Origin of the sequence: Burkholderia sp. Ac-20353 (genome assembly GCF_017104785.1) — a bacterium.
Classification (GTDB): domain Bacteria; phylum Pseudomonadota; class Gammaproteobacteria; order Burkholderiales; family Burkholderiaceae; genus Burkholderia.
Map to the genome: position 1 here is coordinate 1 of NZ_JAAGPL010000068.1, position 12,900 is coordinate 12,900.

Here is a 12,900-nt window from a genome sequence, read left to right on the forward strand (position 1 = left end):
GTCGGCGGCCTGGCCGGGCCGGTACAGCGCCGAGCCGAGCCCGAAGCCGCTCGCGCCGGCCGCAACGAACGGCTGCATGTTGTCGGGTGTCACGCCACCGACCGGAACCAGCGGCACCGCGCGATCGATCACTGCGCGCCACGCGCTCACGACCGTCACACCCAGCTGCTCGGCCGGGAACATCTTCAGCACGTCCGCGCCGTTCGCAAGCGCGGCGAATGCTTCGGTCGGCGTTGCGACGCCCGGCGCGCTCGCGACGCCCAGCTCGCGCGCGCGCCGGATCACCGCGCCGTCGCTGTGCGGCATCACGATCAACGCGCCGCCCGCATCCTGCACGCGGTCGACGTATTCGGGCCGCAGCACGGTGCCGGCGCCGACGATCGCGTCGTCGGGCAGCGCGCGGCGCAGTGCGGCAATGCTGTCGAACGGGTCCGGCGAATTGAGCGGCACCTCGACGATGCGAAAGCCGGCTTCGTAGAGCGCGTGGCCGTGCGCGGCCGCTTCGGCGGGCGTAATGCCGCGCAGGATCGCGATCAGCGGGCACGCATCGAACGCGCGCATCAGCGCGGGATGCGGCGTGTACGGCGCGGGCAGCGTGAGTTCGGACGACATGTAGGACTTTCCTCCGCAAACGGTCAGGTTCATTGATCGGCGCAAACCGGCGCGTTGTCCGCGCGGACGAGCCCCGCGCGCGACGCGACCTGCCACAGGCCGCGCTCGGTCGCATGCGCGGCAACCCGCACCTGCGCGCAGCCGAATGCGTGCAGCGCGTCGACGTAGCGGGCGCACAGGCCGTCGTCGCCGATCAGCAGCAGCGGCTCGTGCGCGAGCGTCGTGCCGCGCTCGGCGAGCATCGCGTCGAGCGCGCCCAGCTCATGGCCGATCAGCAGGCCGGACAGGTAATCGCCCTGTGCGTCGGGCGCGAGGCGCCCGGTCAGGCCGAGCGTGCGCGTGCTGAAGATCGTCGCCAGCACGCCCGCGCGCTGCGCGCCGCGCGCGACCGCCACGCCGCGCAGGAACGCGTCGCGATTCGGCGCTTCGGGCGCACGCATCGTGCGGCCGAGAATCGTGTGATCGCGCAGCACCGCGAACAGCTCGCCCGTCATGAAGGTCTGGAAGCGTTCGATCAGACCGTCCTTCACCCACGCCCATTTCGCGTGCGTGCCCGGCAAGCCGATCAGTACCCCTGAACGATCGATATCAAATTTAGCCGCGTCGGCGAGTGCGCCGCATATCTGCGTTTCTTCGCCGCGCATCACGTCGGGCATCTCGCCCGTCGCGATCACGCCCGGCACGATCGACACGGTCGTGCCGCGCGCGGTGTCGACCGTGACGATGCCTGCGACGAGCGCATCGGCACCCGCGGGCAATGCGACGTACGGCGCGTCGCGCCAGCCCTGCGCGCTGCCGACCATGCCGGCGGCCAGCACCGGCACGCCGGGCGCACGATCGAGCCAGTCGCCGCACACGTCCTCGAACACGGCATCGAACGCGCGCGCGCCGCCGGCCGGCACGTGCATCACGCCCGCCGCGCGACTCTTCGTCGCGAGCAACGCGCCGTGCACGTCGTACAGATACGCGCGCAGCGATGTCGTCCCCCAGTCGAGCGCGATCAGCGACGGGGTGGCGGTGAGGGTTTCCGGAGCGGTCCGGGTCGGATTCGTCATCGTTTGATCCTGCGTGTACCTTGCGGCGGGCTCCAGCCCAGTTCCGCGGAAATCGCTCGCGCTTCGCGCTGCACGAGCGGAATCAGTTCGTCCATCCGGTCGTGCGGCATATACGGAATCGTGCTCGCGACCGACACCGCCGCGACGATCGCGCCGGACGCATCGCGAATCGGCGCGGCGACGCAGCGGATCGACGCTTCGTTCTCCTCGAGATCGAACGTGTAGCCGCCGGCTGCGTAATGCGCCATGCGCTGCAGGAACGCACTTGCATCCGGCCGGCGATCGGGCTTGAAGGTCACGCCGGAGAGCGCGCGCCGCGCGGCATCGAACAGCGCGTGCCATGTGTCGGGATCGAGGTCGAGCATCATCGCCTTGCCGATGCCGGTCGACGCGAGCGGCATCCGGTGGCCGACCCGCGAGCGCATCTCGAGCCCGCGGGTGCCGGGAATCTTGTCGATGTAGAGCACGTCGTCGCCGTCGCGCACGCCGAGGTGGATCGTGTCGAGCGTCGCTTCGGCGAGCGCTTCGAGATGCGGCCGCGCGACCGCGGTCAGCGGCATCTGCTCGAGCGCGATCGTGCCGAGCTCGATCAGCTTCGGGCCGAGCAGGTAGCCGCCCTGCACCTGGCGCAGGTAGCGCGCCTGCACGAGGCTGCTGACGAGACGGTGCGTGGTGCTGCGCGTCGTACCGAGCGCGGCGCCGATCGAGCGCATGTCGCGCGCGCCGTTCGCGATCGCTTCGAGGATCGCGAGGCCGCGCAGCAGCGTCTGCGTGCCAGCCTGCTGCGCGGCGAGATCGAGCGGCGTGCTGGTCGCGCCGATGCTGTCGGTGAGCGCGGGCGCGTCGTCCACTACCGGACGGCGGCCGTCGAGGGCAAGGGATGCAGGCATCTTGGTCATGGGCGAACGGTCTTCAACGGAATCGCGGATACCGCTCGCGCACGGGCCGGACCGTGGTCCGGCGCCGCGCAACGGCGGTGGTCGATGCACCGAGGAAAGCGCCCGGCGAACGTCATGGAAAGTGTCTCCGTGTGCGTCGGGCGCCGCGCGATGCGTGGGTCCGAAGCGTTTCGATGTGCTTCGGATTGTAGGAGCGCACGCATTCTTCTCCAATATTTGAATGCGTTGCCCAGATAATGAGATTGAATCGATCGATGCAGTGGGCCGCTGAAAAAACGGGCGCGCAGTGGTGAACTGCGCGCCCGTCGTGACGGCGTCGGGGCGCCCGCGATCCGCTGCGGGCCCGTCCCCGTTTTCCGGTGCGTGGCGTGGGTACTGCGGGGTCGTTACTGCCGGGTCGTTACTGCTGGCTCGCGCCCTGCTGTTGCATGTAGCGCTGCACGTCGCTGAACGACACGCGCCCGCTGCCGGTCGAGTCGATCTGCTTGAAGTGGTTCGCGACGTAGCCGAGCCCCGCCGCGCGCGCCTGCGCTTCGCTCACCGTGCCGGTGTTCTGCGTGTCGGCCGCGCGGAACTGCCGCGCGAGCTTGGCCACCACCTGCGCGTGCAGCGCGGCGCCGGTCGTCTGCGTGCCCGCGGTCGGCTTGCGCGCGGCGGGCGGCACGTACGGATCGCCGAGCTGCGCCTGGCGGGAACGCACGGGCGCCGCGTCGCTCGCCTGTGCAAATGCGGACAAGGACGTCACGAGGCTCCCGCACGCGAGCGCCACGGCAACGACGAAAAATCGCTTCTTCATGTCAGGCTCCAGTCTGGAATGAGGTCGTCGACGGCCGGCGGCCGGCATCCGGCGGGCAGCGCCATCGGGCGCGCACCGCCGGACCCGCCGCCGGGTACGCATCGCATCAATGCGCGGCCGCGTTGTAGAAGTTCACCAGGTCGGCTTTCTCCTGCGGGCGCGACGTATCGTCGAGATAGACCATGTGTCCACCCTGATAGTCCTTGATCGTCAGGTTCCGCTGCGACCCGAGCCGCGCGAGATCGAGCTCCGTCTGGTAGAACGGCGTCGCGATGTCGTGATACCCGTTCAGCGACAGCACCTTCAGCGCCGGATTCAGCGTCAGCGCCGCGGCGAGATCGGGAATCGTGTCGGGCATCGCGAGCCCGTCGTGACTCCAGTCCCACGTCTGGATCGCATTGCTGCTTACAGAATAGGCCGATTGCGCCGAGTACTTCAGCTCGCCCGGCAGATAGCGGCCGATCGTGTCGGTGAACGGCTTCGTGATGAACGAGCTCGACGGATCGCCGTCCGCCGCGAGCGGGCTCGACAGCGGCACGTTCACGCGCGCGTCGTAGCGGCCGATCAGCGTGCCCGGAATCAGCGACAGCTGGTAGCTGTTGTCGAAGAAGGTCGGAACTACGTTGAAATCGGCGTTCCACAGCGACGCCTTCACGCCCGTCGCGTTCGCCATCGTCGTGACGAGGCCGCTCGGCGGCGGCGTATGGCTCGCGAGATACGCGTTCACCGCCGGCACGTACGAGCCGGCCGTCAGCATGCGCATCTGGTCCGCATACGACGGCAGGTTCGACGGGTTCGGATTGTCGAGCTGGTAGTACGCGCCGACCGTGCCGTAGCTCGGCACGAAACCCGCGCAACTCACCGGGCTCGAACCGTTGTTCGAGTTGCCGATGTTGTTGCTCGCCATGTCGCAGTTGGTGTTGTAGTCGAGAATCGACGACTGCAGCACGATGCCCGCGAGATTCACGCCGGCGGTCTCGAGCAGGTTCGCGAGTACGTCCGTGCGCGGCGTGCCGTACGATTCGCCGAACAGGTACTTCGGCGAGTCGTTGCGCTGGTTCACCGCCAGGTAGCGCATCACGAAGTCGCGGAACGCGCCCGCGTCCTCGTCGACGCCCCAGAAGCTCTGGTTCATGTTCGGCGCGATCGCTTCGGAAAAGCCGGTGCCGATCGCATCGACGAACACGAGATCGGTCGTGTCGAGCAGGCTCTCCGCGTTGTCGACGAACGGGAATGACGACGTGTTCGCGTTCGGGTCGCCCGTCTGGACGCGCCGCGGGCCGAACGAACCGAGATGCAGCCACACCGACGCGGAACCGGGGCCGCCGTTGTACAGGAACGTGACCGGGCGCTTCGCGGACGGCTGGTTGTCGGCCGTATAAGCGACGTAGAAGAACGTCGCTTCCAGCGCACCCGTCTGCGGATTGCGTGCGCTCAGGTGGCCGGTCGTCGCGGTGTAGCGGACCGTCTTGCCGTTCAGCGTGATCTGATGATGCGTGACGGCCGCGCGCTCAAGCGCAGCGGACGCATCGATCGACGCGGTCGGACTCGACGAATAACTGTTGGGATCGTTGTACGGCTTGTCCGCCTGGGCGGCGGGATCGGCTGAGCTGTCGGCGCTTGCGGAACCGGAGGGCGACGTCACGTCGTCTCCGTTGCACGCCGCCAGAATCAGCGAAGAGAGAACCACACCAAATAACAGCTTCGCTTTGCTCGCTGGCATCGTTGTTTTCCTTCTCTCGAATGTCGTTTGCTGTGTCGAGCGACCGGATAAGCCGCCCCCCGCCTCGAATGCGCGGCCGATAAGCCGAGGCGCTGGCCAATATACGCGAGCTGACCCTCTTTGAAAAATTTGGAAATATTTGAATGGCGGACGATGCAGCGCACACCTTTCGGAATCGATTCGCGTTCCGAAACATTGCATTTCAACCGTCTTTCAAATTGATATCTGTTTAGCGGCTGCCGCTAAACCCGCACGGAATCCGGGACATATCTGCAAACAGACGCGCAGCACACGCCGGCATTGGTCAGGAATCTGAAATAGAGGAATTCATCTAGACAACGCGCAAACGTTTTACAAGCGCGCACCTTCGTCGCAGCGCAACAAAGACGTTGTAACGACGGAACGGACAGGCGGGCGGAACCCGCGCTCACTGCGTCTGCGGCAACGCGGCTGCGCCCATGCGCCGCGCGATCACGGCCGCACGCTGCGCCTGGTAAGCGGTGCCGCGATGCGTATCGAAATAGCGCGGCTTCGGCAGCATCACCGCGAGCCGCGCGGACTGCCACGCGCCCAGCCGGCTCGCGGGAATCCGGTAGTAATAGCGCGCGGCGGCCTCGGCGCCATACACGCCGCGCCCCCATTCGACGGAATTCAGGTAGATCTCGAAGATCCGCTCCTTGTCGAGCAGCGCCTCGAGCATCCACGTGATGATCAGCTCCTGCCCCTTGCGGATGTAGCTCTTCTCGCGCGACAGGAACAGGTTGCGCGCGAGCTGCTGCGTGATCGTCGAGCCGCCGGCGACGATGTGGCCGCGCGCCTTGTTCCGCTCCCACGCCTGCAGGATCGCGTCGACGTCGTAGCCGTTATTGGTCGCGAAGGTCGCATCCTCCGACGCGATGATCGCGCGCTTCAGGTTGCGCGAGATCTGGTCGTACGGCACCCATTGATGCTGGATCGACGCGGGCGGCTTGTCGCGCGACAGCCACCACGCGTCGGTACGCATGAACGCGGTCGAGCCCGGATTCAGGACCGACCAGATCGCGATCTGCGCGAAGTAGAACAGCTGGGTCGCGAGCCACGCGCCGGCGAACACCGAGCCCGCATAGACGAGCCAGCGGGCCGGGCCGACCGACCGCGCGCGCTGCACACTGCTCACCGCCACCACCGCCGGCGTGCCCCCGCTCAGTGCGCGGCGAGCGCCTGGCGCAGCGCGGCAAGCACCGGCGCGCCGTCCGGCCGCACACCGCGCCAGATGAAGAACGATTCGGCCGCCTGCTCGACGAGCATCCCGAGCCCGTCCGCCACGCGCGCGCCGTGCGACGCCGCGTGCTGCATGAACACGGTCGGCTGCGCGCCGTACATCATGTCGTACGCGAGCGTGCCCGCGCCGAACGCGGCCGGGTCGCATTCCGGCAACGCGGCGTCGAGACTGCCCGCGGTCGCGTTGACGATCACGTCGTACGGTTCGGCCCGCATCGTGTCACGGCCGCCCCCCGCGAGCGTGCAGCCCGCGTCGTGCGCCGCCTGCATGAACTGGCCGACAAGCGTTTCCGCCTTGCTCGCGGTGCGGTTCACGATCGTGATCGACAGCGGCGCGCGATCGAGCAGCGGCAGCACGACGCCGCGCGCGGCGCCGCCCGCGCCGAGCAGCAGGATGCGCGCGCCGGCGAGCGACACGCCGAGATTCGTCTCGATGTCGCGCACGAGGCCAACGCCATCGGTGTTGTCGCCATGAATGCGGCCATCGGCATCGAAGCGCAGCGTGTTCACCGCACCGGCGGCTGACGCGCGCGGCGACAGCGTGTCGGCGAGCGCGTGCGCGTCCAGCTTGAACGGCACCGTCACGTTCGCGCCGCGCCCGCCTTCGGCGATGAACGCGCGCACGGCGGGCTCGAAGCCGTCGACGGGCGCGAGCCGGTGCTCGTACGCGACCAGCTCGCCCGTCTGCGCGGCGAACTGCGCGTGGATGAACGGCGACTTGCTGTGTGCCACCGGATTACCGAACACGACGTAGCGGTCCTGCCCGCCCGTCGACGCGGCCGAATTCATGATGCGCGCTCCTCCTCGTCGTTGTTGTTTTCGGCGGCAGCGGCGGCGCCATCGCCGGCGTCGTCACCGGCCGCCGCGCCGGCGTCTGCCTCGGCGAGCGCTTCGGCCTCGGCTTCCGCCGATGCGTCTTCCGCGTCGAGCAGCACGTCGTCGCCGCTCTCTTCGTTCTCGCCTTCCTCTTCGTCGGCCGCCTCGCCACCCGTCACTGTCGGCGCGTCAAGCACGTTGAGGAGGCGCACCGATGCCTCGATCGTCAGCTCGTCGATCGACATCACGTCGAGCAGCACGCGCGTGCCGCGCGCGTGGACGCCGAGCGCCGGCACATGCAGCAGCAGCGGCACGTCCTCGAGACGCACGAGGTCGCCCTTCACGACGGTCGCGACGACCTGCCGCTTGCCTTCCTGGACGAGCCAGCGCAGACACCAGAAATACTCCATCCGGCGCTGGTAGTCGGCGTAGGCCGAATACGTATCGTCGAAGCCCTGCACGACCGCGTACAGATCGGCATCCTTCGGCTTGAACGGCGCCGCGAGCTTCGCGGTGACGCCATGCTGCACGCACGCGAGCAGCTGCCACTGGTTGACGAGGTCGACATAGCGGCGCAGCGGCGACGTGCTCCACGCGTACTGCGGCACGCCGAGGCCTTCGTGCGGCGCGGCCGTCGTCTGCATCCGCGTGCGCTTCGGGCCCGGCGCACCGAAGCCGCGCTGCGAGCGATAGATGCCGGGCACCGTGTGATCGTGCAGGAACGCGCCCCACGTCGAGTTCGCGAGAATCGCGAGCTCCGACACGATCAGGTCGAGCGGCGAGCCGCGGCGGCGCGGCGTGATCGTCACGCGTTCGCCGTCGACGTAGAAGTTGTAGTCGGTGTTGCGCTGCACTTCCCGCTTGAGCCCGTAGCCGGCGCGCGCCTGCTGGCGCTTCTCGAACAGCGCCTGCGCGAGCGGCCACAGCACCGCGATGTCGTCCTTGTGCGGATAGTCGCCGCTACCGTCGGCGAGCGTCTGTTCGGTGACGAGCTCGTCGAGCGTGTTGTGGCGCAGGTTGTTCTTCACGAACACGAGTTCCGCACGCGTCTCGTTCGCGACGATCTCCTGCGTGTCGCGGTTCACGATGATGTATAGCGACAGCGCCGGGCGGTAGTCGCCCTCCTTCAGCGTGAACACGTCGACGACGTCATCCGGCAGCATCGTGATCTTGTCGCCGGGCATGTAGACGGTCGACAGGCGCGTGCGCGCGATCGCATCGACCGCGTCGCCGCGCGCGATGCCGAGTGCCGGCGCCGCGATGTGCACGCCGATCCGCACGCGGCCGTCGGCCAGATGCTCGACCGAGAACGCGTCGTCGATTTCGGTCGTCGTGATGTCGTCGATCGAGAATGCATTGACGTCCGCGCGCGGCAGGTCGTCCGGCATGCTGCCGACCGCCACCGGCGGGAAACCCGTGCCGTGCGGGAAGAATTCGGCGAGGAAGCGCGCCTCGTGCAGCGCCCGCGCGGACGCGATGCCACCGCAGTCGAGCATCAGCCGCGCCGGCGACACGCCGCGCGCGCCGGCCGCCGCCTCGAGCGCCTTGTACTCGATCGCATTCTTGTCCGGACGGGTCAGCAGCGCGAGCACCTTGCCGTCGAACGCCTCCGGCAGCTTGCCGGCCTTCAGTTCCTCTTCGTACTGCGCCTGGACGAGCGCCTGCTGGCGCTTGCGCTCGAGCGACGCGAGCGCCATCTTCAGTTGCTCTTCCGGCGCGCGCTGGTATTGGCCGCGCCCCTTGCGGCGGAAGTAGACGGGCGAGCCATGCAGGCGCAGCACGAGCGCCGCGCGCTCGACCGGGCCGTACGATGCGCCGAAATACTCGTCGGCGAGCGTCGCGTAGGCGAATTCCTCGGCCGGCGCGCATTCCCACAGGAAATCCAGGTCGATCTGCTGCGCGGCCTCGTCGGCCTGCTGCATCAGCTCGCCCGCGGCCGGCTTCTCGAATTCGATCAGCACGTCCTTCGCGCGCACTTTCGCGCGCCGCCCGCCGGGCAACTCGACCTGAAACGCGTCGCCCTGGCGCGACAGCACGCTGCCCGCCTTGAAACTGCCCGATTCCTCGAAGAAAACGTTCACTCAGTACTCTCGTTCAGACTGCCGGGCGCCGCCGTCGATAGCCGGCGCCGCATGATGATGGGGGTTCGATGACCTGGTGCCGGCTTAAGTCGCGTTGCCGTCGCAAAATGCGAGAACGTCGTCGACATAGTCGGCAAATTCGCTGATTCCGTGATCGCTGCCGTCGATCACGCGGGTTTTCGCGCCCGGATAATGGGCGAGCATCTCGCGATAGTCGAGCACTTCGTCGCCCGTCGCCGCGAACAGATAGTAGCGCTCGGGACGCGAGATTGCCGGCACGCGCAGCGCGTCCAGTTCATCCAGATGATGCCGCTCGACGACGATCGTGCCGCCGCCATGCCACAGCGGCTGCTCGCCGAGATACTGCTCGAGGTCGCGCTGCGGCTCGGTGGCCGGATTCAGCACCACCGCCTTCCAGCCGTGCCGCTCGGCGAGCCACGTCGCGTAGTAGCCGCCGAGCGAGCTACCGATCACCGTCACGTCGCGCGCACCGGCGACCTCGGCCTGAGCGGCCGAGATCGCTGCGAGCGGCGACATCGACAGCGACGGACAGCGCCATTCGCCGGCGCGGCCCAATTCCGCCATGCGCGCGGCGAGCAGCTGCGACTTCATCGACTGCGGCGACGAGCGGAAGCCGTGCAGATAGAGGATCACGCGCGGCTCCCGCTGGCGTCGAGCGCACCGAGTGCATCAAGCAACTTCTGGTGGACGCCGCCGAAGCCGCCGTTGCTCATCACGAGCACATGGTCGCCTGGACGCGCGGCCGCCGAGACCGCCTTCACCAGCAGATGCAGATCGTCGAACGCGTGCGCTTTGGCGCCGAGCGGCGCAAGCGCTTCGCCGAGGTTCCAGCCGAGCGCGTCGCGGCCGGCCGGCGCACCGTAGCCGAACACGAGGTCGGCATCGGTGAGGCTCGCCGGCAGTTGCGACTTCATCACGCCGAGCTTCATCGTGTTCGAACGCGGCTCGAGCACGGCGAGGATCCGGGTGTTTTGCCGGCCGATGCGCGCACGAAGGCCGGCGATCGTGGTTTCGATCGCGGTCGGGTGGTGCGCGAAGTCGTCATAGACAGTCACGCCGTTCACGCTGCCGCGCACTTCCATGCGGCGCTTCACGTTGCGGAACGATGCGAGCGACGCGGCCGCCTGCGCGGGCGGCACGCCGACGTGGCGCGCGGCGGCGATCGCCGCGAGCGCGTTCATCCGGTTGTGCTCGCCCTGCACCTGCCACGCGACTTCACCGAGCCGCTCGCCGCGCCAGTAGACGGCGAAGCGCTCGTCGACCGGCACGCCGTCCTCGGCGGGCAGCGCCTGCCAGCCGCCGTCGACGCCGAAGCGCTCGACCTCGCTCCAGCAGCCGCGCGTGAGCACGCGTTCGAGCGCGTCTTCGCGGCCGTTCGACACGAGCCGGCCGACGCCCGGCACGGTGCGCACGAGGTGGTGGAATTGCGTCTCGATCGCGGCGAGATCCGGGAAGATGTCGGCGTGATCGAATTCAAGATTGTTCAGCACCGCGGTGCGCGGCCGGTAATGGACGAACTTCGAGCGCTTGTCGAAGAATGCGGTGTCGTATTCGTCGGCCTCGATCACGAAGAAGCTCGAATCGGTCAGCCGGGCCGACACGCCGAAGTTCAGCGGCACGCCGCCGATCAGGAAGCCCGGGTTCAGGCCCGCGTCTTCGAGCAGCCACGCGAGCATCGACGACGTCGTCGTCTTGCCGTGCGTGCCCGCGACCGCGAGCACCCACTTGCCGGCGAGCACGTGCTCGCCGAGCCACTGCGGGCCCGACACGTAAGGCAGGCCGCGATCGAGGATCGCCTCCATCAGCGGGTTGCCACGCGTGACGACGTTGCCGATCACGAACAGGTCGGGCTTCAGGTCGATCTGTTCGGCGCCGTAGCCTTCGATCAGCCGGATGCCCTGCGCCTCGAGCTGCGTGCTCATCGGCGGATAGACCCCCGCGTCGCAGCCGGTGACCGTATGCCCCGCCGCGCGCGCGAGAACGGCCAGACCGCCCATGAAGGTGCCGCAGATGCCAAGAATGTGGATGTGCATAGGTGAATGCTTTCGCGCCGCCGGGCGCCGTCGATTCGGAAAGAAAGGTCTGCGGCGCGCCGGACAAGCCGCGCGGCCGGCGCTCGTCACCGCGACACAAGGAACGTTATTGTAACTGACGGCCAGCCGTGGCCGGCAACGCCAGCGGACGCCCCGGGCGCGCGGCGACAGGCGGCCGCGCCGCGCTCGGGCCGCTTTCGGGCAGCATTCAAGCCGCATTCGGGCCGCACCGCGATCGAGTATGATTGCCGCATCATGTCTCGCAAACCCTTAGTCGATCCGCGGCGCGTCCGCGAGGAAATTGCCCAGGCTGCCGCGCGTCTCATCGCGGAGGACGGCCTGGACTACGCCAGCGCGAAGCGCAAGGCCGCCCGCCAGTTGCTCGGCGATTCGCGCGTTGCCGGCGAATGGCTGCCGGATAACGACCAGGTCGAGGAAGAAGTGCGCGAATACCTCGCGCTGTTCCAGAGCGACACGCAGCCGGACGAACTGCGCCGCCTGCGCGAGGTCGCGCTCGACTGGATGCGCCGGCTCGCCGACTTCACGCCGTATGTGACGGGCGCAGTGCTGAACGGCACCGCGAACGCGCATTCGGACATTCACCTGCAGACGTTTACCGACAACCCGAAGGACGTCGCGATCTCGCTGCTGAACCAGAACGTCCAGTACGACGTGTCCGAGACACGCCACTTCGCGGGCCGCCGCGACGTCGAGACGCTCAGCTTCCTGTGGCGCGGCCAGCGCGGCGACGAGCCGGTCGGCATCCACGTCGCGCTGTATGCGAGCGACGACCTGCGCGGCGCGGTGAAGGCCGACGCGCGCGGCCGGCTGCCGCGCGCCGATGCGGCCGCGCTGCGCGCGCTCCTCGAGGCGGATAACGCCCGTTCCGAACCCACCTGATCCAATCATGAACACGAAAAGCATGCTGGCGCTCGCCGTCGTCGCGGCGGCCGCCGTCGCGGGCGGCCTCGCCGCCGGCCACTGGCTCCGGGGTGACGCGGTCGACCCCGTCGACCCGATCAACACCGTCGCCGAAGCGGCGCCCGCCCCCGGCAACCCGGTCGACCAGCTCTGGGCCGCCGCGCTGACCGATGTCGACGGCAAGCCGGCGACGCTCGCGTCATTCAAGGGCCAGAAGATCGTCGTGAACTTCTGGGCGTCATGGTGCGGCCCGTGCGTCGAGGAGATGCCGGAACTCGTCGCGCTGTCGCACGAATACAAACAGAAAGGCATCCGCTTCGTCGGGATCGGCGTCGATTCCGGTCAAAACGTGAAGAGCTTCCTGCAGAAAGTGAAGGTCGACTACCCGGTATTCGTCAGCGGCTATGCGGGCGCGGATCTGGCCCGTAATTTCGGAAATACGGCCGGCGCGCTGCCATTTACCGTCGTGATCGACGAACATGGCAAAATCCGCGAGACAAAATTAGGCCAGATCAAGCCGGCCGAACTGAAAAAGGCGCTCGATGCGCTTTGAGCGGGGCGCGCACGCGTGTTGCACGTTGCCGGCGATTTGTATCGCGATCGGCGCAATTTCGCGTGAAATCGCCGATACTTTGCGCGCGAGCCGGTAATTCTTACAGGTTCCGCGCGGCCGGCCGTTTGGC

Annotated in this window: 12 protein-coding genes; 2 read left to right on the plus strand and 10 right to left on the minus strand. The window is 68.1% G+C overall.

What is annotated here, in order from left to right; genetic code table 11:
• The 10 genes from G3N94_RS20245 to mpl form a co-directional block, all read right to left on the minus strand.
• On the minus strand, window positions 1-612 hold a 612-nt coding region (locus G3N94_RS20245; RefSeq protein ID WP_205794363.1), incomplete at its 3' end, for a 2-dehydro-3-deoxy-6-phosphogalactonate aldolase.
• 29 nt (window positions 613-641) lie between these two features.
• Window positions 642-1,667, minus strand: a complete 1,026-nt coding sequence (locus G3N94_RS20250) for a 2-dehydro-3-deoxygalactonokinase (RefSeq protein ID WP_205794364.1) — start codon at window positions 1,665-1,667, stop codon at window positions 642-644.
• Window positions 1,664-2,566: an IclR family transcriptional regulator gene (locus G3N94_RS20255; protein ID WP_205794365.1), complete on the minus strand. Its 903-nt coding sequence runs from the start codon at window positions 2,564-2,566 to the stop codon at window positions 1,664-1,666. Before G3N94_RS20255 ends, G3N94_RS20250 begins: the two co-directional genes overlap by 4 nt.
• A gap of 400 nt (window positions 2,567-2,966) precedes the next feature.
• Window positions 2,967-3,362, minus strand: a complete 396-nt coding sequence (locus G3N94_RS20260; RefSeq protein WP_205794366.1) for an EF-hand domain-containing protein — start codon at window positions 3,360-3,362, stop codon at window positions 2,967-2,969.
• A 106-nt stretch (window positions 3,363-3,468) separates the two neighbouring features.
• Complete coding sequence (locus tag G3N94_RS20265; RefSeq protein ID WP_205794367.1) at window positions 3,469-5,085, minus strand: peptidase S10; 1,617 nt, start codon at window positions 5,083-5,085, stop codon at window positions 3,469-3,471.
• A gap of 427 nt (window positions 5,086-5,512) precedes the next feature.
• Complete coding sequence (mtgA, locus tag G3N94_RS20270; RefSeq protein ID WP_205794368.1) at window positions 5,513-6,250, minus strand: monofunctional biosynthetic peptidoglycan transglycosylase; 738 nt, start codon at window positions 6,248-6,250, stop codon at window positions 5,513-5,515.
• 17 nt (window positions 6,251-6,267) lie between these two features.
• Window positions 6,268-7,134, minus strand: coding sequence for a shikimate dehydrogenase (gene aroE / locus G3N94_RS20275; RefSeq protein WP_205794369.1), 867 nt, complete (start codon window positions 7,132-7,134; stop codon window positions 6,268-6,270).
• Complete coding sequence (locus G3N94_RS20280) at window positions 7,131-9,242, minus strand: RNB domain-containing ribonuclease (protein WP_205794370.1); 2,112 nt, start codon at window positions 9,240-9,242, stop codon at window positions 7,131-7,133. The genes aroE and G3N94_RS20280 overlap by 4 nt, the downstream gene beginning before the upstream one ends.
• A gap of 84 nt (window positions 9,243-9,326) precedes the next feature.
• Complete coding sequence (locus tag G3N94_RS20285) at window positions 9,327-9,896, minus strand: YqiA/YcfP family alpha/beta fold hydrolase (RefSeq protein WP_205794371.1); 570 nt, start codon at window positions 9,894-9,896, stop codon at window positions 9,327-9,329.
• Window positions 9,893-11,422 carry a UDP-N-acetylmuramate:L-alanyl-gamma-D-glutamyl-meso-diaminopimelate ligase gene (gene mpl, locus G3N94_RS20290; RefSeq protein WP_346778717.1) on the minus strand — a complete coding sequence of 510 codons (1,530 nt, stop codon included), beginning with the start codon at window positions 11,420-11,422 and terminating at the stop codon, window positions 9,893-9,895. Before mpl ends, G3N94_RS20285 begins: the two co-directional genes overlap by 4 nt.
• A gap of 129 nt (window positions 11,423-11,551) precedes the next feature.
• Here mpl and G3N94_RS20295 point away from each other — a divergent pair, with 129 nt between their 5' ends.
• Window positions 11,552-12,196 (plus strand): UDP-N-acetylmuramate--alanine ligase, encoded by a 645-nt coding sequence (locus G3N94_RS20295; protein ID WP_205794373.1) that lies wholly within the window; start codon window positions 11,552-11,554, stop codon window positions 12,194-12,196.
• 7 nt (window positions 12,197-12,203) lie between these two features.
• Entirely contained in the window at window positions 12,204-12,770 is a 567-nt protein-coding gene (locus tag G3N94_RS20300; protein WP_205794374.1) for a TlpA disulfide reductase family protein, read from the plus strand.
• Window positions 12,771-12,900 lie beyond the last annotated feature (130 nt).